A 22746-nucleotide genomic window follows, 5' to 3' on the forward strand; every position below is an offset into this window, starting at 1 on the left:
GTCTTTCCAGCCACAGGATCTGACCTATGCTCCGCCTGATCGCCACTTGCCTGTTCTGCTTCATTGCCGCCGCTGCCCCCGCGCAAGACCGCGCGCCAAATGACAGCACCGTCTTGACCAACCCGGCGGTGTCGGGCCTAGAGGATATTTTGCGCCGTCAGCAAGCGTTGAAAACCGCCGATGGCGCAGAACGTGCCACCCAAATCGGTGATCCCGCTGTTGCATCACCCGAAACGGATCAACTGGGCACGCTTGGCGGTGCATCCGATGCCGACCTGTGGCGCGCCTATCGGTTCAATGCGGCCGATATCTACACACAGTCACGGGGTCCGGCCAGCACGACGCTGATCCAGGACAGCGGCATGTGGTGGCTGGCAGTCCGCGAAGGACCACTGGCCACTTATGGCGCATGGCTTTTGGTCGGCACGATCGGCCTGCTGGCGCTGTTCTATCTGTTGCGCGGGCGGGTGCGGATCGATGGCGAAAAGACAGGCCGCACGATCACGCGTTTCAAATCCTTTGAACGGTTCGGTCACTGGCTATTGGCGGGGTCGTTCGTTGTTCTGGGGATCACCGGGTTGATTTCGCTGTTTGGACGCAAGGTGATGATCCCGTTGTTCGGGCATGATAGTTTTTCTATCCTCGCGATTGCGTCGAAATGGGTGCACAACAACATTTCATGGGCCTTCATGATCGCGCTTGTATTGATCTTTTTCATGTGGGTGCTGGAAAACATCCCCAATCGGCTGGATCTGAAATGGATCGCCGTGGGCGGCGGGCTGTTCAAAAAGGGCGTGCACCCGCCCGCCAAGAAATTCAATGCCGGCCAAAAGGTGATATTCTGGTCGGTAATCGTGCTAGGCACCTCGATTTCGGTGTCGGGGCTGGCGCTGCTGTTTCCGTTCGAACTGCCGATGTTCGGGAAAACCTTTGGGGTGCTCAACGCGACCGGGCTGCCGGAACTGATGGGACTGGGTGTGCTGCCGACCCAACTGACCCCGCACGCGGAAATGCAGTTTTCGCAGCTCTGGCATGCCATCATGGGGTTCGTCCTGATGGCGATCATTCTGGCGCATATCTATATCGGGTCGGTTGGCATGGAAGGCGCGTTTGATGCCATGGGGTCCGGCGAGGTCGAAGAGCAATGGGCGCGCGAACACCACAGCCTGTGGGTGGACGAGGTGAAGGCGAAAGAGACGTCTACCGCCGCAGCCACGCCAGCTGAATAAAGGATACAGATCATGAAACCGATGCTGATTGCCTTTGTCGTGGCCGGGCTGATTGCGTTTGGTGCGGATTATGGGCTGGATTATGCTGGCTTTACCTCGCAAGAACGCACAGCCGGTGCGGCGGTCCGGCTGGACTGACGCGCCACACTGCACTTGCCGGTTGTACGCGTAAAAAGTTGCGGAAGGGGCTGGTCGACAGTTTCTAAATCGTTATCGTCGCTGTGAAGCCGCGTAAGGAGACCCGCACGATGACGCACCAAAACCCTATTCGCCTTGGTATGGTAGGGGGCGGCAATGACGCCTTTATCGGCGGGGTCCACCGGATTGCGGCGCGTATTGACGGGCGGTTCACGCTGGTTGCCGGGGCGCTGTCATCGACGCCAGAAAAGGCGCGCGCATCCGGTGCGGCACTGGGGCTGGACCCCGCGCGCACCTATGACGATTTCAAGGCCATGGCGATCCGCGAGGCGCGGCTGAAAGACGGGATCGCGGCGGTGGCGATCGTCACCCCCAACCACGTGCATTATGCTGCGGCGCGTGAATTTCTCAAACGCGGCATCCACGTGATCTGCGACAAACCCCTGACCGCGACGATGGCAGACGCTCGTAAACTGGCCAAGGCCGCCCAAGACAGCGACGCGCTGTTCGTTCTGACGCATAATTACACCGGCTATCCGATGATGCGGCAGGCCCGACAGATGGTGGCCGATGGCCAGTTGGGTAACCTGAATGTGGTGCAGGTGGAATATGCCCAGGATTGGCTGACGCGGGCGGATGACAGTAAACAGGCAGCGTGGCGGACGGACCCCGCGCAATCGGGTCTGGGCGGGGCGACGGGCGATATCGGCACCCATGCGTTCAATCTGGCCAGTTTCGTCACCGGGCTGGAACTGGACAGCCTGTCGGCGGATTTGCAGGCCTTTGTCAGCGGGCGGCAGTTGGATGACAACGCCCACGTGATGCTGCGGTTCAAAGGCGGCGCGCGCGGGATGCTGTGGTGCAGCCAGGTCGCGCCCGGCAATGAAAACGGGCTGCGGTTGCGGATCTATGGCGACAAGGGCGGGCTGGAATGGGCGCAGGAAAACCCCAACCAGCTGTGGTTCACGCCCTTTGGTGAACCCAAGCGCCTGTTGACGCGCGGCGGCGCGGGCGCGGGTGATGCGGCCAACCGTGTCACCCGTATTCCTGCTGGCCACCCAGAGGGCTATCTGGAAGGCTTTGCCACAATCTATCGCGAGGCGGCGGATGCGATTGTGGCCCATCGTGACGGGCGCGATGTGGCGGCGGATGTGACCTATCCGACCATTCAGGACGGTCTTGCAGGTATGCAATTCGTCGATGCCTGCGTGCGGTCGTCGAAACGCAACGGCGCTTGGGTAAGGCTGGTTTCAGCTGGATGACATGCGATCCGCAGACCGCGTGTCGATCCCGCGACGCGTTGCGCGTGCCCTTCCGCACAACGGGAATCAGTAAATCCGGTTAAAACAAAAACAATCCCATGCGACAGAACCGTTGTGCCAGCCGTTAAACTGCTGTAATCTAGCTGGGTTACGCGCAGGGTTAACTGCGGACATCACCCAAAGTTCTCATGCAATGTTTCTGATGCGTTTTGCTGCCTATGAGCAGCAGATGAAGTGGGCCGCAGTGGTGCTGGGCATTGCCAGCACGATCTGCGTCGTGCAGGGTTGGCAACTGGGCGCAATGATGTTGAGCCTGCCGTTTTGCATGATCTGGATGTATTGCGGATGGCTGCGCCGCGAGCCGCAATTGAAATACATCAACATGCTGTTTGCCGTGCTTTATGTGTACGGAATAGCAAGGTATTTTATCGTCGCGGATTAAAGCGTTGCGACAGACAAGCAGTTGGCGCTTTTTGGGGGTGGATCAGCCTAACGCGCAAGGGTCCGCGCGATCTGTTCGGACAATCCCAGCAGCGCGCGTGCCTGCGCCTCTGCGATGCTGCCAAGGCTGAGGTCGGGCATCGGCACCGCAATGGCAAAGCGGTGGGTGGAATTGCGATAGGCGATGCGGTCACCACCAACATAATACTGCCCTGCCAACCGGAATGTGCCATCGGCGCCTGCCAGCATTTGCGCCACGCGCACGTCAACGGCCACATCGGCCAGTTCGACAAAGGGCCAGGGTTCCGGCCCGACGTCGATGTTAAGGATATCCGACAGGTTGCGCGTCAGCACCAGCGTGACGGCGCGCTGCGGATCGTCCGCCCAGAACACATTCTGATTGGCGCCGATCAACCCGGCGGGGGTTTCAACGGCGATTTCGTCGACCGCGGCATAGGTGGGCAGGGACACCGTGCGCAAAAGCGCGCTGTTCACCCGTGGTTGCAGTTGCAGTTGCGATTGCAGCGCAGGCATGGCCAATCTGTCAGCCGGTGGTGTGCAGCCCGCGACCAGCGCCGTTATCGCCACGATTGTCATTTTTTTCAGCATCTTAGCGTCCTGTGATCAGGGAATTGGGATTGCGCTGGATCGCGCGTGACAGGGCCGATACCGCATCGGCGGCCCGTTGGATTTCGCGCAGCGTGGCTAGCGTTTCGGCGTTGAAACGCGACCGTTCGCCATAGCTGTTGATCACAGCCTCGGTCTGGCGGACCAATGCGCTGGCCTGTGCCGACAGGGCGGGCAGGGTGCCGACGGCCTGTTGTACGGCGCGCGCGGCCTCATTGGCAGATGCCAGTGCGGCGTTCACGTTTTCGATGGCCCCGCCTTCGCGGACCTCGGCCAGAAAGCCGCGCATCTGGTCCAGCGCGCCGTTCAGCGATGCGGGCAGGGCGGCGGTATCGTCGCTTCCGACCAGCCGGTCGATGGAACCCAGCGTTTGCGTGGCCGATGCGATCAACGCCTCGAATTCAAGGCTGTTTGCGCGGGCGGTCAGCGCTTCGATCTGGGCCGTGATTTCGGGCAGGTTGCGGGTGGCCTGTTCGACATTCGCGGCCGCTTGCGTGGCGACAGCCAGCGCGGCATCAAGATTGCCGACCAGATCGGCCTCGGATGCGCTGGCGATAATGGTATCAATGGTGTTGATGACCTGCCGCAGATCGCCGGGGATGGCTTGCGTGTCTTCTGCGGTGACCAGCGCGCGCGCGTCTTGCAAAAGGGTCAGCAAAGCTTGGGGCGCGTCGCGGGTGGCCTGATTGGCCACCAGTTGATCAAGACTGTCCATCAGGTCGATCGCGCCGGTCATCAGGTCTTCGACGGGCAGGGCGTTGATGCGGGCCAGCACATCTTCGGCGGTGGCGGCCACATCGGAAATTTGCGATTCTGTCGTGGGGATGACCGGGTAAGCGCCAGAGGTCAGGTTGATGATGGCGGGCAGCGCGTCTTCGATTTCGACCAGTTCAACGTTGAGCGATCCCGACAGGATGTTGCCCGTCACCATGCGTGCCCGCAGCCCGCGGGTAACAAAATCAGACAGTAACGCAAGCGCATCCTCCGGCGTTGCGGCCGCCCCCATGCCCAGCCGGTTCGGCTCGATCGCAAGGATCGCTTGCAGGCGCACATCAGCGGTTTCACCTTCGCCCACGACAATCGCGCTTAGCGTCCTGACCTGCCCTATACGGATCCCCTGAAACCGCACGTCGGACCCGGCGGATAATCCGCTGACGGATTCCGCAAACAAGACGGCAACTTCCAGCACATCGGCATTGGGGTCGTTGAACAGGCTATCGCGGGCGGTTTCGCGATTGCTGAAGATATCAAAGGTTTGTCCGTCAACGATGGGCTGTCCCCCGGATACGATTGTATCAAAGGCCACGCCGCCTTCGATCAGCGAAGCCAGTGAATTCACATCCAGCGACACGCCCCCCGCGCCCAGCGACACGCTGAACCCTGAAGTATCCCAAAACCTGGTATTGGTGGTGATGCGGCGGTCATAGGGGCTTTCGATAAAGGCATTGACGATGACCTGATTGCCATCGGACGATAATTCCGGCGTCTCTAGATAGCCGACCTGCAAGCCTTTGTGCAGCACGGGTGCGCCTGCCGCAATCGACCCGCCATCAGAGGCGCGCAACACCACATGGGTGCCACGCTGTCCTGCGCGTGTCAAAGGCGGGCGTTCACGGCCCGTGAAAGCGAATTGCTGCACGTCGGGGTCCGTGTCCCAGTTGCCTTCGATATAAACGCCAGACAGGACCGTATCCAAGCCGCTGATCCCGCGCACCGACACATTCGGGCGCACCACCCAGAATTGTGCGTCATCATCCAGATATGGGGCCACTTCGTTGTCAATGCGCGCATGGACCAACACTTCGCCCAGGCCGGGGGCGAATGTCACATCCTCGACACGGCCCACGGTGACATCGCGGTATTTGACCAGCGTTTCGCCAGCTGAGATGCCCGATGCGTTTTCAAAGCTGATCGTCACCAAAACCCCGCGATCCAGATAGTTTTGCCATGCAGCCCCCAGTGACACCGCCAACGCGACGACAGGCACCAGCCAGACCAGCGAAAGACGCCGCCAGATGCGTTGCTTTACGGCGCGCACATCAAGTGGCGCGGGGCCTGTTGGGTCTATGTCATTCATAAAGATGGTGTCCTGTTTGCATCCCAGATCAGCCGGGCGTCGAAACTTTGTGCGGCGAGCATGGTAAAGATCACGGAAAGGGCAAAGCTGACGGCCGCAATGCCGGGGTTGATCGTCGCAATAGTGTCAAACTGCACCAGTGCCGACAGGATCGCAACGACAAACACGTCGATCATGGACCAGCGCCCGACGAACTCTACCGCCTCAAATGCCTTGTGGCGGGCATGCCGGCTTGCGACAGAGCGGCGCTGCACACTGATCGCCAAATAGCCGACGGCAATGAATTTTCCGATCGGTATGATAACCGAGGCGATAAACACGATGGCGGCAATCCCGATTGACCCGTGCTGGACCAGTTCGATCACACCGCCGACAATCGTGCTTTCGCTGCGTTCGATCAGTGTCGATGTCAGCAGCATCGGATAGATATTGGCAGGGATATAGGCAATCATCCCTGCAATCAGCCAGGCCCAGACCTTTTGCAGGCTTTTTTCATCACGGCTGACCAAGGGGCCGTCACACCTTTTGCAGGTCTGCGTTCCCATTTGATGCACTTGCCCACAGCGTTGGCAGGCCACCAGACCCGCATCGCGCGCCGTGATCAGGTGTTGCGGTGGTCCAGAGCTTCCCAAATTGAATACCTGCAAATCATTGTGTCTTTTAGCACCGTGATCAGCACGACGCCTGTGAATGCCCAGAATGCCGGACCGATGGTGACAGCGGCAAGGCCCGACACTTTGATCAGCGCGACCGTCACGCCGACGATGAAAATTTCAGCCATGCTCCACGGGCGCAAGCGTTCTGCGATGCCAAAGGCGATGCGCGCTCTGGCATCGCCCGGCTGTTCGCGGACCAACGGCCCCAAGGCAAATATCAGCGCACCCAGCCGCATCAAGGGGATCACGACAATAAAGCACCCCACCGCAATCGCCAGCGGCAAGGCCAGCCCGTCGTTGAAGGCCATGATTGCGTCGATAACAGAGGTCGCGTTGTGAAACCCGCCAGCGTCCAGTGTCAGAAACGGAAAGCTGATGGCGGCAAGCAGCATGATGAAAGCGGTCAGCGCAAGGCTGAGGATGCGCGCAATCGCCGCAGGTTGTGATGTCATCAACAGCACCCCGCAGCGCTGGCAATAGGCCCGTGTCCCCGGGGGTAGATCTGTCGCTGCGTGCAACGTGTCGCACTGATGGCAGGCAACCAGATCATTCAATGGCGGCAATGGCGCTGTCACGCTGGCTCCTTGCGGTTTGCGGGCATTTCGCCCATGGATTTGAACGACGATACCGGTCTGCGGCGGGATATGCCACAGTTCCGGCCCACGCAATTCAACTATCAGAGAGCCTGCATGAACAATACGCTGTTCCCCCCCCGTCCCGCACCCGTGATCCCCGTCAAGGGCATGGCCGGTTTTCCCGTCGCACGCATTTTTTGTGTCGGGCGCAACTATGCGGCCCATGCCATTGAGATGGGCAATGAAGTAGACCGTGAAGACCCCTTTTATTTCACGAAATCCGCCCATGCTGTGCTGCTGTCGGGGCGCGACATGCCCTATCCGCCGCGCACCGCCGATTTACATCATGAAATGGAACTGGTCGTCGCGATCGGGGCCGAGGCGCGCAATATCGCCCCCGCCGCCGCGCTGGGTGTCGTGCTTGGCTATGCCTGCGGGCTGGACATGACGCGCCGCGACCTTCAGACGCAGGCCAAGGAAAAGCGCAGGCCGTGGGACACTGGCAAGGATTTCGAAAATGCCGCGATCATCGCCGCGATCACGCCAAAGGATCAGCTTGGTCTGCTTGATGATCTGCCCATCCGGCTGACCGTGAACGGCGCTGTCACGCAAGCGGCCATTCTATCTGATATGATTTGGTCGGTGCCGGAAATCATTGCTGACCTGTCAACGCTTTATACCTTGCAACCGGGTGATCTGATCATGACCGGCACACCGGCTGGCGTCGGGCCTGTTGTCGCTGGTGACGTGCTGTATGGCACGATTGGTGGCCTTGATCCGGTTGAAACGCGGATCGTCCGCGCTTGATCACAGCGGGTCAGGCCGTGACAGTGCGGCCTGGCTGACCGTCAAGCGAAAAATCGCAGGGTAAGGCATTTTCAATAACGCGCATAGCATTGGGAATATCAATGCCTTCGGCGCGGCGTGTCGCGACAGAAGGGGAATAATTCAGGCTCAACCAGCGCTGGATCAACCGCGCGCGCAGTTCGGGCATTGGCACGCTGATCCGCGCTGTCACATCCCATAATGTGGCAAGATCAGCCCAAGGGGTTTCCTTGAACATCAGATAATCACCTTCGACGATCACGATCGCGGCGTCTTGCGGCACCGCCACGGCACCCGCGATAGCCATATCCCGGGCGCGATCAAATGCGGGCGCATAGATTTTTTCGCCCGCGCGCAACGCCTTGATCATCCGGATGAATCCCGGCGCATCATAGGTTTCCGGCGCACCTTTGCGCGCGCGCAACCCTTCGCTGTCCAGCACGCTATTATCCAGGTGAAACCCGTCCAGCGTAACTATGGCTGTCTTGCGTTTTTGCAGGGTCAGACGGCGTGCAAGCTCGCGCGCCAGCGTGGATTTGCCGCACCCCGGCGCACCGGTGATGGCCACAAGTTGCGATGTATCAGGACGGTCACGCAAATGATCCGTCAAAAGATTGACGTGATGGGTGAGTGTGGACACTGGTTTACCTGCTGTTCGTCGGCTTTGCCGTTGTTTTTCAACTCTATCGCGGTTGCCCCCCACGCGCGATCAGTTTTTGCGCGGGATAGGCAAAGCTGTGGCTTCTGCGCTAAGACAGCGATGAAAAGTGGCAACTGCCGCCTCTTTGCCCTAGGTTGCAGAAAAGACGTTAAGAAAAGAGGGTCGTGCGCTGTTACAAAAGGGTCTTTGGTTGTGGCGCGTGCTGTTCGCTGTCGGGCAAACCGCCGGTGAAAAGCACATTGGCCTGATCGCCGCCGGTGTGGCATTTTTCGGCATTTTCGCCATTTTTCCCGGCATTGCTGCCGTGATCGCAATTTTTGGCCTGATGGCCGACCCGATCGTCATTGCCGAACAACTGACCTTAATGGATGACATTATCCCACCGGATGCCTATCGGTTGCTGTCAAACCAGATCAACGGGCTGGTGAATGCGGGCAGGGGCACGCTGGGCTGGGCGACGGTGGTGTCGATCGCGCTGGCGCTGTGGTCGTCGCGCGCGGGGGTCAGCGCGCTGATCGGCGGGTTAAACGCGATCGCAGGCCAGCGGATGCGCAACGGGATCTGGCAGATGGTCGTGGCGCTGTTGCTGACCTTTGCGCTGGTCGCGCTTGCGATTGTGGCAATGACCGTTGTTGTCGTGCTGCCAATCGTGCTGGCCTTTATTCCGCTGGCCACATCAACCGCGTGGCTGCTGGAAGCCGTGCGCTGGATCATCGCGCTGGTCGTTTTGCTGACGGGGCTAAGCCTGCTTTACCGGTTCGGCCCCGCCCGCATGGAGGCCACGCGCGGGCGCTGGATCACCGTGGGGGCCTTTGTGGTGGTGATCCTTTGGGTCGTGGCCTCGGTAGGGTTATCGTATTATCTGACCAATTTCGGCAGTTATAACGAGGTATATGGCTCGATCGGGGCGGTGATCGGTCTGCTGATGTGGCTTTATGTCAGCGCCTATCTGATCCTGCTGGGGGCGGCGCTGAACGTGGCGGTGCATGGCTATGGCAAACCTACGTCACAGCTGCCCGCTGCTGATACACCGGATCATCCCACAGACGGTTCTGCATCACATCCGCAATGACGGCGATTGCGCGGCCCACGTCGCCCGCGTCGATGAACAGCGGGGTAAAGCCGAACCGCATGATATCTGGCGCGCGAAAATCCCCCACCAGCCCGCGTGCGATACAGGCCTGCATCGCGGCATAGCCATCGGCAAAGCGGAACGACACCTGACTGCCGCGTTGGGCCGCATCGCGCGGGCTGGCGAGTGTCAGCATGGGGCAGGCGGCCTCGACCCCTGTGATAAACTGTTCGGCCAACGCGATGGAGGCGCGGCGCAGGGCGGCCATATCGACCGTATCCCAGATATCCATCGCGGCATCGAGTGCTGCCATCTGCAACACCGGCGGCGTGCCGACACGCATCCGTTCGATGCCCGCGCCAGGGCGGTAATCCAGATCGAAGGCAAAGGGTTTTTCATGCCCCAGCCAGCCTGACAGCGCAGGCTGGCACCGGTCAACGTGACGCGGGGCCACATAGATGAACGCAGGCGCGCCCGGCCCGCCGTTGAGGTATTTATAGGTGCAACCGACTGCGAAATCGGCGTTGCTCCCCGCCACATCGACCGCCAGCGCGCCCGCGCTATGGGCCAGATCCCAGACCGTGACGGCGCCCGCCGCATGGGCGGCCTGCGTCAGCGTGGGCATATCGTGCAACCGCCCCGTGCGATAATCGACCTGCGTCAGCATCAGCACCGCCAGATCGTCGTTGATGTGGTTGGCGACATCTTCGGGGGCGACAACGCGTAATTCATGCCCGCGCCCGAGTGATTTGATCAGCCCCTCGGCCATATAGATGTCAGACGGGAAATTGCCGCTGTCAGTGACGATAACCTTGCGGTCGCCCGCCAGATCAATCGCGGCGGCCAGCGCCTGATAGACCTTGATCGACAGGGTATCCCCCAGAACGACGTGGCCCGGTTCCGCCCCGATCAACCGCCCGATCCGGTCGCCCAGGGCGCTGGGCTGCGCCATCCAGCCTGCGCGGTTCCAGCCCGTGATCACCATCTCGCCCCATTCATCGTTCACGGTCTGCGCGACGCGCGCGGCGGTCGCCTTGGGCAGGGGCCCCAGCGAATTGCCGTCAAGGTAAATCATCCCCTCCGGCAGGTGAAAAAGCGCCTTGGTTGCTGCAAAATCGGTCATTATACTTGTCCTCCAGAAATTTCGATTGTCTGCCCGTTCACGCTGCGCGCCGCATCCGAACACAGCCACATCGCAGCACCCGTGGTTTCATCCACCTGCAACAGGCGGCGGTGGCGGTTGCCTTTGGCGATGATGTCGATGGCCCCCTGTTCATCAACATCAAAGCGGCGCATGAGGCCGGGCAACTGGCCCCGCACGATTGCCGTGTCCACGTATCCGGGGCACAGCGCGTTAAAGGTAATGGGGCGGCGCATGTATTCCTCGGATAGGCCACGGATCAACCCGATCACACCATGTTTGGTGACAGTATAGGGAATCGCGTTTTTCAGCCCGCGCACCCCGGCGATGGAACTGACCACGATCATGCGCGCGGCATCATCATCGCCCAGCGTGGCAAGGGCGGCCTGAAAGGTCAGAAAAGCGCCATCAAGGTTCGTCGCCATCATGTGGCGCCAGTCGGCCAGCGTGGTCTGGGCAAAAGGGCCGCCTTCGGCGATGCCCGCATTGGCCACACAAATCCGCACCGGCCCGCGGAGGGCGGCGGCGGCGGCGATACCCTCGCGCACCGATGCTTCGTCCGTCACATCCATTTCCAGCGCGTTCAGGCGTGGGTGCAAGGCGGCGGCTGTGGCCAATGTGTCAGCACGGCGCCCGGTGATCGTCACCTCGGCCCCGGCATGGGCCAGCGCAAGGGCGATTCCCTTGCCGATACCGCTGCCGCCACCTGTCACCAGCGCATGTTTGCCTGCATGTTCCATGATCCGTCCTTTCGTTGCGGCTATGCTAACGCGAAAGGGGGCGTGGACAAGTCCGAAACCAATCGGCAATAAGGGGGTATGAAATGGATTGATATTCCCCCCGTTTGGCTGTTGCTGGCGCTGATCATGACGTGGTTGATCAGCGATCTGCAACCCATGTCGCTTGCCGTTGGTGGCCCGGTGACAGACCTTGCCGGCGGTCTGCTTGTCGGGGCCGGTCTGGTGCTGATGTTGCTGGCCGTCGCCGAAATGCGCAAGCGGCGCACGACTTTCGTGCCGCATCAGGAAGCCAGCGCGCTGGTGACAAGCGGGATATTCAAGCGCACCCGCAACCCGATCTATCTGGGCGATGCCCTGATCCTTGCCGGATTGGCACTGCGCTGGGAAGCGCCGGTCGCGCTTGTTTTGGTGCCGTTGTTCATCGGGACGATCACCCAGCGTTTCATTATTCCCGAAGAAAACATGCTGCGGCGCAAGTTTCGCGCCGAATTTGCCCGCTATTGCGAAAAGACCCGCCGCTGGGTGTGACTTTTAACGCATGATACAAAAGAACTCGCGCCTGCATGTCTTGTGAAATATTCTTCCGCAAGATAATCGTTTAAACTGCAAGAACGCATATGGGGGACAGTCCGTGAAAGTCGGCACACCAAAAGAGATATTTCAAGGCGAAGACAGGGTCGCAATGACTCCGGCCTCGGCCAGGGATCTGCAAAAACTTGGCTATGATTGCGTGATCGAAGCCGGGGCCGGGGCGGCTGCTGGCTTTTCTGATCAGGCTTACAAGGACGCCGGCGTCGATGTGGTGAAAACCGCAGCGGCCCTTTACAAGGCCGCCGATATCGTCGCCAAGGTGCGCCCGCCATCGGATGCCGAGGTCAAGCGCCTCCGCGAAGGCCAAACCCTGATTTCCTTTTTCTATCCTGCGCAAAACAAGGCCTTGATGGAGGCCGCCAACGCCAAGGGTGCAACCGTTATCGCGATGGACATGGTGCCGCGCATTAGTCGCGCGCAAAAAATGGATGCGCTGTCGTCCATGGCCAACATCGCAGGCTACCGCGCCGTGATCGAGGCGGGCAACAATTTCGGCCGTTTCTTTACCGGGCAGATCACTGCCGCCGGCAAGGTGCCCCCGGCCAAAGTGCTGGTGGTCGGCGCAGGTGTGGCCGGATTGGCCGCAATCGGCACATCGACGTCGCTGGGCGCAATTACATACGCCTTCGACGTGCGCCCAGAAGTGGCCGAACAGGTCGAATCAATGGGCGCGGAATTCGTATTCCTTGATTTCGAGGAAGAACAACAGGACGGATCGGCCACCGGCGGCTATGCGGCGGTGTCCAGCCCTGAATTTGCGGCGGCGCAATTGGCCAAGTTCCGCGAAATCGCGCCGGACATGGATATCGTGATCACCACCGCGCTGATCCCCGGGCGCGATGCGCCGGAACTGTGGACCAAGGATATGGTCGACAGCATGAAACCCGGTTCGGTCATCATCGACCTTGCGGCGGAACGCGGCGGCAACTGCAAGCTGACGGTCATGGACGAAAAGATCGTCACCGACAACGGCGTGACGATCATCGGTTACACCGATTTCCCCAGCCGGATGGCGGCACAGGCATCCACGCTTTATGCAACGAACGTGCGCCACATGCTGACGGACCTGACCCCGGATAAAAACGGCGCGCCTGCTCACAACATGGATGACGACGTGATCCGTGGCGCGACAGCGACGCACAAGGGTGAAATCACCTTCCCGCCGCCACCGCCAAAAGTGGCCGCGATTGCCGCAGCCCCAAAAAAGGAAAAGCCAAAAGAACTGACCGCCGAGGAAAAGAAGGCGCAGGAAGTCGCGGCATTCAAACAGCAGACCCGGAATCAGGTGACGTTGCTGACCGTTGGCGCGGTGCTGCTTTTGGGCGTGGGCCTTGTCGCGCCGGCCAGCTTTATGCAGCACTTTATCGTGTTTGTCTTGGCCGTCTTTGTCGGGTTCCAGGTGATCTGGGGCGTGGCCCATTCGCTGCACACGCCGCTGATGGCGGTCACGAATGCGATTTCGTCGATCATCATTCTGGGTGCGCTGACGCAGATCGGATCAGGGTCATTCCTGGTCATCATCCTTGCGGCGCTTGCGGTTTTCATGACCGGCATCAACATATTCGGTGGCTTTCTGGTCACGCGGCGCATGCTCGCCATGTTCCAGAAGTCATAAAGGGGTAAAGAGCAATGGAATACGGTTTTACGACAGCGGCATATGTTGTCGCGGCAGTTCTCTTTATCCTTTCGCTTGGCGGGTTGTCGGGACAAGAAAGCGCGAAACGCGCGGTTTGGTATGGCATTGCGGGCATGGCGCTGGCAATTGCGGCAACGCTGTTTGGCCCTGGTGCTGGTCTGTGGTTGTTGTCGCTGGTCCTGATCGCCAGCGGCGGGATCATCGGCTTTCAACTGGCCACCAAAGTGAAGATGACCCAGATGCCCGAACTGGTTGCAGCGATGCACAGCCTTGTCGGTCTGGCGGCAGTTTTCGTGGGCTTTATCGCGCATTTCGAACTGGGCCGCGTTCTGGCGATGGACGCCAGTGGCAAGGCGGCACTGGAAGGGTTCGCCGCCCTTTTGGCCAAGAAGGATATTGTTGAAATCAACATCCTGCGGGTTGAATTGTTCCTTGGCGTGTTCATCGGTGCAGTTACATTCACCGGATCGGTCATCGCCTATGGCAAGCTGGCGGGCAAGGTGAACACCGCCGCGAACAAACTGCCGGGCGGTCACATGTTGAACGCCGGTGCGGCAGTGATTTCGGTGCTGGCGTTGATCTGGTATTTCAACACCGGTGGGTTTTTCCCGCTGTTCATCATGACGCTAGCCGCACTGTTTATCGGCTATCACCTGATCATGGGGATCGGCGGGGCGGATATGCCTGTGGTCGTGTCGATGCTGAACAGCTATTCCGGCTGGGCGGCGGCGGCGATTGGTTTCAGCCTTGGCAACGACCTGCTGATCGTGGTGGGTGCGCTGGTGGGCTCAAGCGGGGCGATCCTGTCTTATATCATGTGCAAGGCGATGAACCGCAGTTTCATCAGCGTGATCCTGGGCGGCTTTGGCGGCCCATCTGGTGAACAGATGTCGGTCGAGGGTGAGCAGATCGCGATTGACGTCGATGGCGTTGCGACCCTGCTGAACGAGGCGGACAGTGTGATCATCATCCCCGGTTACGGCATGGCGGTGGCACAGGCGCAGGCGGCGGTGGCCGAACTGACCCGCAAGCTGCGCGCCAAGGGCAAGAACGTGCGTTTCGCCATTCACCCGGTTGCGGGTCGTCTGCCCGGCCACATGAATGTGCTGCTGGCCGAGGCCAAGGTGCCCTATGACATCGTGATGGAGATGGACGAAATCAACGAAGATTTCCCAACCACTGACGTGGCCATTGTGATCGGGTCCAACGACATCGTGAACCCGGCTGCCCAGGACGACCCCAACAGCCCTATCGCCGGGATGCCCGTACTGGAATGCTGGAAGGCCAAACAGGTGATCGTGTCGAAACGCGGGCAGGGGACGGGATACTCGGGTATCGAAAACCCCCTGTTCTACAAGGACAACACGCGGATGTTCTATGGTGACGCCAAGGCGTCACTGGATGCGCTGCTGCCCAAGATCGAATAAAGATACGACAGGTAAGATGGGTGATATCACCTATCCTATGGCCCCGCTGGCAACGGCGGGGCTTTTTCTTTGTCGCATGGACAAAGCCCCGTCTGACGCCATATGTCAGACAAGAACTGGAGAAGCCCATGCCCATCAAGAACCGTTTTGCCGAAATGCTGCCCGAGATCACTGCCTGGCGGCGCGACCTGCACGAAAACCCTGAAATCCTGTTTGACACCCACCGCACCGCGCAGGTGGTTGCGGACAAGCTGACCTGTTTTGGCTGTGATGAGGTCGTAACAGGGATCGGGCGCACTGGCGTCATCGGCGTGATCAGGGGCAAGCAGGATACTATGGGCAAGGTGATCGGGTTGCGTGCCGATATGGATGCGCTGCCCATCCACGAGGCGACAGGGCTTGACTATGCATCGAAAACACCCGGCGCGATGCATGCTTGCGGGCATGACGGGCATACCGCGATGCTGCTGGGGGCCGCGCAATATTTGGCGGAAACGCGGAATTTCGACGGCACTGTCGTGGTGATCTTTCAGCCCGCCGAAGAAGGCGGCGGCGGCGGCCGCGAAATGTGCGCAGACGGCATGATGGACCGCTGGAACATTCAAGAGGTATACGGCATGCACAATTGGCCCGGCATACCGCTGGGGCAGTTCGCCATCCGCGAAGGCGCGTTTTTTGCCGCGACCGACCAGTTTGATATCACGATCAAGGGGCGCGGGGGCCACGCCGCCAAGCCGCATGAAACGGTCGATGCCACGGTGGTGGCCGCGCATCTGATCACCGCGCTGCAAACGATCGCCAGCCGCAACGCGGACCCGGTGGATCAGGTGGTGGTGTCGGTCACGTCGGTCGCGTCATCATCCAACGCCTACAACGTCATCGCGCAAGAGGTGCATCTGAAAGGCACCGTGCGCAGCATGTCACCCGCGATGCGCGCCCTTGCCAAGGAACGCCTGACCGCGATTGCGCGGCTGACCGCGGAAAGTCTGGGTGCGGTCGCCGAAGTCGTCTATCATCCGGGCTATCCGGTGATGGTGAACCACGCTGCACAAACAGATTTTGCCGCCGCTGTCGCCCGATCCGTTTCCGGCAAGTGTGATCCGGCGCCGCTGATCATGGGGGGCGAGGATTTCGCCTATATGCTGGAAGAACGCCCCGGCGCCTATATCCTTGTTGGCAATGGCGACAGCGCGCCTGTGCATCATCCTGCCTATAACTTCAACGATGACGCGATCCCTGCGGGCTGTTCCTGGTGGGCGGGCATCGTTGAACAGCGGATGCCGGTCGCCTGATGTGGGAAGAACGTTACCGCGAAAACGACGGCTATCTGTTCGGAACGGAACCGGCGGGGGTGCTGTCGGATAATCCTTGGCTGATCCTGCCGGGGCAATCCGTGCTGTGCGTGGCTGATGGTGAAGGGCGCAACAGCGTGCATCTGGCCCGTGCGGGAATGCAGGTGACGGCATTCGATACCGCCGCGACCGCCGTGACCCGTGCCAACGCGTTGGCGACGGATGCAGGGGTGCAGGTCGATGCGCGTGTTTCAGCTTGGGATGATTGGGACTGGTCGCGCCAGTTCGATATGGTGGTGGCGATCTTTATTCAGTTTGCCAACCCTGCGTTTCGCGCGCGTCAGTTCGTCGATATGCAGCGCGCCCTACGCCCCGGTGGGCGTATTGTGTTGCATGGTTACCGGCCCGAACAGGTGGGGCGTGGCACAGGCGGGCCGCCGCATATTGAAAACATGTATGCTGCTGCGGAACTGACGGCGGCGTTTGGCGGCTGGCAGATCGAACGCTGCGCAGCCTATGAACGCGACCAGCGATCAGGGCGGGGGCATGTGGGGCAGGCGGCATTGCTTGACTATATCGCCCGAAAGCCCGGCATCTAGCGCGCGGTCCGGCGAAATTATCCGCCGGTGTGCGACATGTGGCGACTGACCTGCCCATCGACCTTTTGGCGCGAATAATCGAAATCATGGCCCTTCGGTTTCAGGGCAATTGCGGCGCGAATGGCAGCTTCCAGATCGGCGTCCGCCTCTGACGCGCGCAGGGGCGCGCGCAGGTCGGAATGGCCTTCCTGTCCCAGACAGGTATAGATTTCGCCGGTGCAGGTGATCCGCACGCGGTTACAACTTTCGCAGAAATTATGGGACAGCGGTGTGATGAACCCGATTTTCTGGCCCGTGTTTTCCACCCGCACATAGCGCGCAGGTCCGCCCGTGCTTTCGGGCAGGTCGGTCAGGGCCGACCGTTCGGCCAGCCGCGCGCGCAGGTCTTTCAGCGACCAGTATTGGCCGATCCGGTCTTCGTTGCCAATATCGCCCATCGGCATCACCTCGATGAATGTGATGTCGATGTCACGCGACGCGCACCAATCGGTCAGGGTGAACAATTCGTCTTCGTTGAACCCTTGCAGGGCGACTGTGTTGATCTTGACCCGCAGACCGGCCTTTTGCGCGGCATCAATCCCGCGCATCACCTGCGGCAGGCGGCCCCAGCGCGTGATGCGGGCGAATTTTTCCTCGTCCAATGTATCAAGCGAGATATTGATCCGCCGCACACCTGCGGCGTACAGATCATCCGCGTATTTTTCCAACTGGCTGCCATTGGTCGTCAGCGTCAGTTCGCGCAGCGCACCACTGTCCAGATGGCGGGTCATGGCGCGAAAAAAGGTCATGATATCGCGCCGCACCAGCGGTTCACCGCCCGTGATGCGCAGTTTGCGCACGCCCAGACGGATGAATGCCGAACACATGCGGTCCAGCTCCTCTAGTGTGAGCAATTCCTTTTTGGGCAGGAACTGCATGTTTTCGGACATGCAGTAAACGCAGCGGAAATCACAGCGGTCCGTCACGGATACCCGCAGGTATTCGATAGCGCGCGCGAAGGGGTCGATCAATGCTTGGGTCATGATGTCAAGTTATGCCCCGTCGCGGGGTTTCGCAAGCCCGATCGGCACACGTCAGGGCGGGTTTCAGCCCGGCCTAGGGGGCCAGATGCGCGGCGGCCGCTTTCGCTGTGGCAGGGGGCATAGTATCACCGTAGGTGTCCAGAAAGGCGCGCACGCGGTCGGGGTCATGTTTGGATAAATCGCGCAACCAGCCTGCCAGCGCACGCGCGACGATGCGGTCAGGGTCGGCGGCAGATTGCGCCGCCCAGTCCAGCACACGTTCGCGCAGGGCAAGATCGCCCGCTTTGGGGTGGTTCAGTTTTGCCCATGGCAGGGTCATGGCAAAGGCGGGCCGCCGCATCCACGGATTGTCTGACGTGATCCATGTTGCAACAAGATCCAGCCGCGCAGGATCTGCCACCAGCCGTTTCTGCCCCGCAGTGCAAACCGCGTCGGCAATGGGCAGGCTGTCGCAGTCGGGCAACCATGCAACGATCATGTTCCATGCGTCGCTGTCATCGGGGCGGATGCGCGCCTGCGTCAGCAGTTTGGCGGCGATAATGCGCGCCTCGTGGATATTACTTTTCCACAGGCCCCGCGCCAGCACCAGCCGCGTGTCCGGATCAAGGGCGGCGCGCCAATCCTTGGCCAGCGCATCAATCACCGGGTTCGTCACGCCCAGATAGGGGCGGTCTACCTTGTGATAGCGGTGCGCGGCAGAGGCTTTGGCCGGGGCGGCGTGGTCGCGCAGGGCGGCGAGGGCATCAGATGTTTTCATTCGACAGTCACCGATTTGGCAAGGTTGCGGGGCTGGTCTACATCCGTGCCTTTGGCAATGGCGGTATGATAGGCCAGCAGTTGCGCGGGAATGGCATACAGGATCGGCGCAAGGAACGGGTCGATCGGTGGCATCAGGATCGTGTCCCAGACGCCGGCGCCAGCCTCGGCAGCGCCCTTTTCATCGGTGATCAACAAAACCTTGCCGCCCCGCGCCATGACCTCTTGCATATTGGAAACCGTCTTGTCGAACAGCGCATCGCGCGGGGCCATGACGATCACGGGCACGTTTTTATCGACCAGCGCGATGGGGCCGTGTTTCAATTCGCCAGATGCATAAGCTTCGGCATGGATATAGCTGATTTCCTTTAGTTTCAGCGCGCCTTCCAGCGCCAGCGGATACATCGCGCCGCGCCCCAGAAACAGGATATCGCGCGCCTCGGCCAGTTTGCGGGCCACGTCGCGGGTCTTGTCCGCGATCCCCAGCGCAAGGTTCATCACCCCCGGCAGGCCGCGCAGGGCCGCCAGTTTTTCGGCCAGTTCCGCCGGGCTGACCCGGCCCCGCACCGCTGCGGCGTGCAGCACCAGAATGGCCATCGTTGTCAACTGGCATGTGAATGCCTTGGTCGAGGCGACGCCAATTTCCGTGCCCGCCAGAATGGGCAGCGGCAAATCGCTTTCGCGCGCGATGGAACTTTCGGTGACGTTGACGACCGACACGATTTGTTGCGCTTTGCCCGCCATATAGCGCAGAGCAGCCAGCGTATCGGCGGTTTCACCCGACTGGCTGACAAAAATGGCGACGGTGCCGGGTGTGACAGGCGGTTCACGATAGCGGAATTCGGACGCGACATCGACCTCGACAGGGATACCGGCGATCTGTTCGAACCAGTATTTCGCGACCATGCAGGCGTAAAATGCGGTGCCGCAGGCCACTAACGTCAGGCGTTCGATCTTCGTGAAATCCAGCCCTGGTGCGGGCAGGGTAATCGCCGTGGCATCGGCGTTGATATATTGGGCCAGCGCGCCTTGCAGCACGGTGGGCTGTTCGGCGATTTCCTTGGCCATAAAGTGTTTATAGCCGCCCTTGTCCACGCGGGCGGCATCGACCTGAATCGTCTTGATCGGGCGCTGCACCGCAGCGCCACTGGCATCGCGGATGTCCAGCGTGTTGCGGGTGATGACGGCCCAGTCGCCTTCGTCCAGATAAGTCAGCTTGTCGGTCATCGGAGCCAGCGCGATGGCGTCAGACCCGACGAACATTTCACCATCCCCATGCCCGATTGCCAGCGGTGACCCCTTGCGCGCGGCGATCAACAGATCGTCGTGGCCTTCGAACAGAAAACACAGCGCATAGGCACCTTCCAGCTTTGCGATGGTCGCGGCGGCGGCGTCTTGCGGGGTCATGCCCTGATCAAGGAAATATTGCGCCAGCAGGGCCACTGTTTCGGTGTCGGTGTCGGTTTCATAGCTGATGCCATGATCCGCCAGAAACGCGCGCAAGTCGCGGAAATTTTCGATGATCCCGTTATGCACCACCGCCACGCCGCCGGCGCGATGCGGATGCGCGTTGCCAACGTTGGGCGCGCCATGTGTGGCCCAGCGGGTGTGGCCGATGCCTGATTTGCCCGCCAGCGGGTCATGCACCAGCAAATCCTGTAAATTCAACAGCTTGCCTACCGCGCGCCGCCGGTCAAGCACACCATCGTTCACCGTGGCGATGCCCGCACTGTCATAGCCGCGATATTCCAGCCGCTTCAGCGCCTCAACCAGAATAGGTGCAGCCTCGTGCTGACCCAGAACCCCGATAATGCCACACATGGGTTAACCTTTCCTTGCTTTGAGATCGCGCAGTTTCTGTATCAGACGGCGGGCAAGGCCCGGTTTGTTGACCTGCCGCGCGCGCCCGATGGCCAGATCACCCGCGGGCACATCGCTGGTAATGACCGACCCGCTGCCGGTCATGGCAGAATCGCCGACGCTGACAGGGGCGACCAGCATGGTGTTGGATCCGATAAATGCATCGGCCCCGATCACCGTTTTGTGCTTGAACACCCCGTCATAATTGCAGGTGATCGTGCCTGCACCGATATTGGTGCGCGCGCCGATGTCCGCGTCACCGATATAGGTCAGGTGGTTGACCTTGGCCCCTTCGGCGATCTGTGCGTTTTTGATTTCCACGAAATTGCCGACCTTGACGCCTTCTGCCAGTTCCGCACCGGGGCGCAGCCGCGCAAAGGGGCCGACGACCGCGCCGCGGCTGACGTGGCAGCCTTCAAGATGGGAAAACGCCAGGATCGTGGCACCCGATTCGACGGTGACACCAGGGCCAAAGACGACGTTGGGGGCGATAATGCTGTCGCGGCCGATCACCGTGTCATGGGCGAAAAACACCGTTTCGGGGGCGGTCAGGGTCACACCGTCGTCTTGCGCTGTGCTGCGGGCGCGGGCCTGAAACTGCGCCTCTGCCATGGCCAGTTCGGCGCGCGAATTGATTCCCCGCGTTTCGGCCTCATCACATTGCACCACGGTCGCGCGCAGGCCTTGGGCGCGGGCGATGCCCACGATGTCGGTCAGATAGTATTCGCCCGCTGCATTGTCGTTATTCACCTTGTCGATCAGCGCGAAAAGGGTGGCGGCATTTGCCGCGACCACACCGCTGTTGCAGAGGGTCACGGCGCGTTCATCGGCTGTGGCATCCTTGAATTCCACAATCCTGTCCAACTGGTCGTCTTTCAGGATCAACCGGCCATAGCGCGCAGGGTCAGTGGCATCAAACCCCAGCACGACGATATCATGCGTCAGCCGTGCCGCGGCCATCGCGGCCAATGTCTCGGGTGTGATGAACGGTGTGTCGCCATAAAGCACGATGGCATCGCCATCAAAGCCCGCCAGCGCATCACGCGCCTGTGCGACGGCATGGGCGGTGCCCAACTGTTCGTCTTGCAGCACAATTACCGCGTCAGGGTCATAGTCCTGCGCGGCCCTGGCCACGGCATCGGCCCCATGACCTGCCACAATGACAGTGCGCGCGGGGTCAAGCGCGCCGCCTGCCTTCATCGCATGCACCAGCATCGGCGCGCCTGCGATGTCATGCAGCACCTTGGGCCGGTCCGAATTCATGCGCGTGCCCATGCCTGCGCCAAGGATGATTAGTGCGGTCGCCATTTCTGCCTCGAATTCCGGTCTTGTTGATGACGCTTCTAGCGGGATGTGTGATGATCACAAGGGCAGGGGGTTCACATCAGTTTACAGGGCGTTACAGAAGGCGGGCAAAGAATTTATGGGACAGGGCGGAATGCGCACAGTGATTTTCGATCTCGACGGCACGTTGGCCGATACCAGCGGCGATTTGATCGCGGCGGCGAATCATTGTTTTCGCGGGCTTGGCCTGGGCGATCTGCTGGACCCTGCACATGATGCCGCCACGGCCCTGCGCGGCGGGCGGGCGATGCTGACGCTGGGGTTCAGCCGCGTGGGCGGATTTGATGCGGCCCATGTCGATGCGCAATACCCTGTGCTGCTGGCCGCCTATGCCGATGCGATCGACACCCACACAGTGCTTTACCCCGGCGCGATGGATGCGGTGGCGCGGTTGCGCGCCGATGGCTATGCCGTGGGTATCGCCACCAACAAACCCGAAGGTCTGGCCGAAACCCTGATGCGCAGTCTTGGGGTGCGCGATGAATTTGCATCATTGATCGGGGCCGATACGCTGCCGGTGCGCAAGCCCGACCCTGAACACCATTTCGAGGCCGTGCGCCGCGCAGGCGGCGATGTGCGCCGGTCGCTGTTGGTGGGCGATACCGCGACCGACCGCGACACATCGCGCAATGCAGGCGTGCCGTCGGTGCTGGTGACCTTCGGACCGGGCCGCGAAGCGGTGCTGGCGCTGGACGCCGAGGCAACGATCGACAGCTATGACGAACTGCCCGGCGTGGTGGCCCGCCTGATCGGTTGAGGATTGACGGGGCGCTTG

Annotated in this window: 23 protein-coding genes; 12 read left to right on the top strand and 11 right to left on the bottom strand. The window is 60.8% G+C overall.

Going from position 1 to position 22746, the window contains the following annotated elements:
* The first annotated feature begins 26 nt into the window (after positions 1-26).
* The 4 genes from IBX59_RS05940 to IBX59_RS05955 all read left to right on the top strand — a co-directional run bounded on the left by IBX59_RS05940 (position 27) and on the right by IBX59_RS05955 (position 3071).
* Entirely contained in the window at positions 27-1229 is a 1203-nt protein-coding gene (locus IBX59_RS05940) for a formate dehydrogenase subunit gamma (protein ID WP_296373395.1), read from the top strand.
* 12 nt (positions 1230-1241) lie between these two features.
* Positions 1242-1367 carry a hypothetical protein gene (locus IBX59_RS05945; protein ID WP_296373397.1) on the top strand — a complete coding sequence of 42 codons (126 nt, stop codon included), beginning with the start codon at positions 1242-1244 and terminating at the stop codon, positions 1365-1367.
* A 110-nt stretch (positions 1368-1477) separates the two neighbouring features.
* The gene (locus IBX59_RS05950; protein ID WP_296373399.1) at positions 1478-2629 is read left to right on the top strand and encodes a Gfo/Idh/MocA family oxidoreductase; all 1152 of its coding nucleotides are present in this window, start codon (positions 1478-1480) and stop codon (positions 2627-2629) included.
* 229 nt (positions 2630-2858) lie between these two features.
* Positions 2859-3071, top strand: a complete 213-nt coding sequence (locus IBX59_RS05955) for a peptidase (protein WP_296373401.1) — start codon at positions 2859-2861, stop codon at positions 3069-3071.
* Between the two features lie 47 nt (positions 3072-3118).
* Here IBX59_RS05955 and IBX59_RS05960 read toward each other — a convergent pair whose 3' ends face one another.
* From IBX59_RS05960 to IBX59_RS05975, 4 genes are read right to left on the bottom strand one after another with little or no spacing between them, the layout of a single operon-like run.
* Positions 3119-3679, bottom strand: coding sequence for an ABC-type transport auxiliary lipoprotein family protein (locus IBX59_RS05960; RefSeq protein ID WP_296373403.1), 561 nt, complete (start codon positions 3677-3679; stop codon positions 3119-3121).
* Position 3680: 1 nt separating this feature from the next.
* Positions 3681-5774, bottom strand: coding sequence for an MlaD family protein (locus IBX59_RS05965; RefSeq protein WP_296373406.1), 2094 nt, complete (start codon positions 5772-5774; stop codon positions 3681-3683).
* Positions 5771-6319, bottom strand: a complete 549-nt coding sequence (locus IBX59_RS05970; RefSeq protein WP_296373407.1) for a paraquat-inducible protein A — start codon at positions 6317-6319, stop codon at positions 5771-5773. The genes IBX59_RS05965 and IBX59_RS05970 overlap by 4 nt, the downstream gene beginning before the upstream one ends.
* A gap of 56 nt (positions 6320-6375) precedes the next feature.
* Positions 6376-7005, bottom strand: a complete 630-nt coding sequence (locus tag IBX59_RS05975; protein ID WP_296373408.1) for a paraquat-inducible protein A — start codon at positions 7003-7005, stop codon at positions 6376-6378.
* Between the two features lie 114 nt (positions 7006-7119).
* Between IBX59_RS05975 and IBX59_RS05980 the strand changes: the two genes are divergently transcribed.
* The gene (locus IBX59_RS05980) at positions 7120-7812 is read left to right on the top strand and encodes a fumarylacetoacetate hydrolase family protein (RefSeq protein ID WP_296373520.1); all 693 of its coding nucleotides are present in this window, start codon (positions 7120-7122) and stop codon (positions 7810-7812) included.
* 10 nt (positions 7813-7822) lie between these two features.
* Here IBX59_RS05980 and IBX59_RS05985 read toward each other — a convergent pair whose 3' ends face one another.
* The gene (locus tag IBX59_RS05985; protein ID WP_296373409.1) at positions 7823-8470 is read right to left on the bottom strand and encodes a sugar transporter; all 648 of its coding nucleotides are present in this window, start codon (positions 8468-8470) and stop codon (positions 7823-7825) included.
* Between the two features lie 220 nt (positions 8471-8690).
* Here IBX59_RS05985 and IBX59_RS05990 point away from each other — a divergent pair, with 220 nt between their 5' ends.
* Entirely contained in the window at positions 8691-9563 is an 873-nt protein-coding gene (locus IBX59_RS05990) for a YihY/virulence factor BrkB family protein (protein ID WP_296373521.1), read from the top strand.
* Here the strand turns inward: IBX59_RS05990 and kynU are convergent.
* Complete coding sequence (gene kynU, locus IBX59_RS05995; protein WP_296373410.1) at positions 9493-10686, bottom strand: kynureninase; 1194 nt, start codon at positions 10684-10686, stop codon at positions 9493-9495. The genes IBX59_RS05990 and kynU overlap by 71 nt on opposite strands.
* Positions 10686-11444, bottom strand: a complete 759-nt coding sequence (locus IBX59_RS06000; protein ID WP_296373412.1) for an SDR family NAD(P)-dependent oxidoreductase — start codon at positions 11442-11444, stop codon at positions 10686-10688. Before IBX59_RS06000 ends, kynU begins: the two co-directional genes overlap by 1 nt.
* 78 nt (positions 11445-11522) lie before the next feature.
* Between IBX59_RS06000 and IBX59_RS06005 the strand changes: the two genes are divergently transcribed.
* From IBX59_RS06005 to IBX59_RS06025, 5 genes are all read left to right on the top strand, one after another.
* Positions 11523-11972: an isoprenylcysteine carboxylmethyltransferase family protein gene (locus IBX59_RS06005; RefSeq protein ID WP_296373413.1), complete on the top strand. Its 450-nt coding sequence runs from the start codon at positions 11523-11525 to the stop codon at positions 11970-11972.
* Positions 11973-12075: 103 nt separating this feature from the next.
* On the top strand, positions 12076-13650 hold the full coding sequence (locus tag IBX59_RS06010) for a Re/Si-specific NAD(P)(+) transhydrogenase subunit alpha (RefSeq protein ID WP_296373417.1): 1575 nt from the start codon (positions 12076-12078) through the stop codon (positions 13648-13650).
* A gap of 14 nt (positions 13651-13664) precedes the next feature.
* On the top strand, positions 13665-15098 hold the full coding sequence (locus IBX59_RS06015) for an NAD(P)(+) transhydrogenase (Re/Si-specific) subunit beta (protein WP_296373419.1): 1434 nt from the start codon (positions 13665-13667) through the stop codon (positions 15096-15098).
* 128 nt (positions 15099-15226) lie between these two features.
* Complete coding sequence (locus tag IBX59_RS06020) at positions 15227-16390, top strand: M20 aminoacylase family protein (RefSeq protein ID WP_296373421.1); 1164 nt, start codon at positions 15227-15229, stop codon at positions 16388-16390.
* Positions 16390-16989, top strand: coding sequence for a cyclopropane-fatty-acyl-phospholipid synthase family protein (locus tag IBX59_RS06025; protein WP_296373423.1), 600 nt, complete (start codon positions 16390-16392; stop codon positions 16987-16989). Before IBX59_RS06020 ends, IBX59_RS06025 begins: the two co-directional genes overlap by 1 nt.
* A gap of 17 nt (positions 16990-17006) precedes the next feature.
* Here the strand turns inward: IBX59_RS06025 and moaA are convergent, their stop codons facing one another.
* The 4 genes from moaA to glmU all read right to left on the bottom strand — a co-directional run bounded on the left by moaA (position 17007) and on the right by glmU (position 21935).
* Positions 17007-18011 (bottom strand): GTP 3',8-cyclase MoaA, encoded by a 1005-nt coding sequence (moaA, locus tag IBX59_RS06030; RefSeq protein ID WP_296373425.1) that lies wholly within the window; start codon positions 18009-18011, stop codon positions 17007-17009.
* Positions 18012-18084: 73 nt separating this feature from the next.
* Entirely contained in the window at positions 18085-18768 is a 684-nt protein-coding gene (locus IBX59_RS06035; RefSeq protein WP_296373427.1) for a DNA alkylation repair protein, read from the bottom strand.
* The gene (gene glmS / locus IBX59_RS06040; RefSeq protein WP_296373429.1) at positions 18765-20588 is read right to left on the bottom strand and encodes a glutamine--fructose-6-phosphate transaminase (isomerizing); all 1824 of its coding nucleotides are present in this window, start codon (positions 20586-20588) and stop codon (positions 18765-18767) included. The genes IBX59_RS06035 and glmS overlap by 4 nt, the downstream gene beginning before the upstream one ends.
* A 3-nt stretch (positions 20589-20591) precedes the next feature.
* Positions 20592-21935, bottom strand: a complete 1344-nt coding sequence (gene glmU / locus IBX59_RS06045) for a bifunctional UDP-N-acetylglucosamine diphosphorylase/glucosamine-1-phosphate N-acetyltransferase GlmU (RefSeq protein ID WP_296373431.1) — start codon at positions 21933-21935, stop codon at positions 20592-20594.
* A gap of 130 nt (positions 21936-22065) precedes the next feature.
* Here glmU and IBX59_RS06050 point away from each other — a divergent pair, with 130 nt between their 5' ends.
* Positions 22066-22728: an HAD-IA family hydrolase gene (locus tag IBX59_RS06050; protein WP_296373433.1), complete on the top strand. Its 663-nt coding sequence runs from the start codon at positions 22066-22068 to the stop codon at positions 22726-22728.
* The last annotated feature ends 18 nt before the right edge of the window (positions 22729-22746 follow it).

It is taken from the genome of Yoonia sp., assembly GCF_014859355.1.
Lineage (GTDB): Bacteria > Pseudomonadota > Alphaproteobacteria > Rhodobacterales > Rhodobacteraceae > Yoonia.

Bases quoted from the DNA above. Each gene is read 5' to 3' on its own strand.
- IBX59_RS06020 (WP_296373421.1), top strand. From the start codon at position 15,227: ATGCCCATCAAGAACCGTTTTGCCGAAATGCTGCCCGAGATCACTGCC.
- glmS (WP_296373429.1), bottom strand. From the start codon at position 20,588: ATGTGTGGCATTATCGGGGTTCTGGGTCAGCACGAGGCTGCACCTATT.
- IBX59_RS05955 (WP_296373401.1), top strand. From the start codon at position 2,859: ATGAAGTGGGCCGCAGTGGTGCTGGGCATTGCCAGCACGATCTGCGTC.
- IBX59_RS05945 (WP_296373397.1), top strand. From the start codon at position 1,242: ATGAAACCGATGCTGATTGCCTTTGTCGTGGCCGGGCTGATTGCGTTT.
- IBX59_RS06025 (WP_296373423.1), top strand. From the start codon at position 16,390: ATGTGGGAAGAACGTTACCGCGAAAACGACGGCTATCTGTTCGGAACG.
- IBX59_RS05950 (WP_296373399.1), top strand. From the start codon at position 1,478: ATGACGCACCAAAACCCTATTCGCCTTGGTATGGTAGGGGGCGGCAAT.
- IBX59_RS05965 (WP_296373406.1), bottom strand. From the start codon at position 5,774: ATGAATGACATAGACCCAACAGGCCCCGCGCCACTTGATGTGCGCGCC.
- IBX59_RS06005 (WP_296373413.1), top strand. From the start codon at position 11,523: ATGAAATGGATTGATATTCCCCCCGTTTGGCTGTTGCTGGCGCTGATC.
- IBX59_RS06000 (WP_296373412.1), bottom strand. From the start codon at position 11,444: ATGGAACATGCAGGCAAACATGCGCTGGTGACAGGTGGCGGCAGCGGT.
- IBX59_RS05980 (WP_296373520.1), top strand. From the start codon at position 7,120: ATGAACAATACGCTGTTCCCCCCCCGTCCCGCACCCGTGATCCCCGTC.
- kynU (WP_296373410.1), bottom strand. From the start codon at position 10,686: ATGACCGATTTTGCAGCAACCAAGGCGCTTTTTCACCTGCCGGAGGGG.
- moaA (WP_296373425.1), bottom strand. From the start codon at position 18,011: ATGACCCAAGCATTGATCGACCCCTTCGCGCGCGCTATCGAATACCTG.
- glmU (WP_296373431.1), bottom strand. From the start codon at position 21,935: ATGGCGACCGCACTAATCATCCTTGGCGCAGGCATGGGCACGCGCATG.
- IBX59_RS06035 (WP_296373427.1), bottom strand. From the start codon at position 18,768: ATGAAAACATCTGATGCCCTCGCCGCCCTGCGCGACCACGCCGCCCCG.
- IBX59_RS05940 (WP_296373395.1), top strand. From the start codon at position 27: ATGCTCCGCCTGATCGCCACTTGCCTGTTCTGCTTCATTGCCGCCGCT.
- IBX59_RS05970 (WP_296373407.1), bottom strand. From the start codon at position 6,319: ATGGGAACGCAGACCTGCAAAAGGTGTGACGGCCCCTTGGTCAGCCGT.
- IBX59_RS05960 (WP_296373403.1), bottom strand. From the start codon at position 3,679: ATGCTGAAAAAAATGACAATCGTGGCGATAACGGCGCTGGTCGCGGGC.
- IBX59_RS06050 (WP_296373433.1), top strand. From the start codon at position 22,066: ATGCGCACAGTGATTTTCGATCTCGACGGCACGTTGGCCGATACCAGC.
- IBX59_RS06015 (WP_296373419.1), top strand. From the start codon at position 13,665: ATGGAATACGGTTTTACGACAGCGGCATATGTTGTCGCGGCAGTTCTC.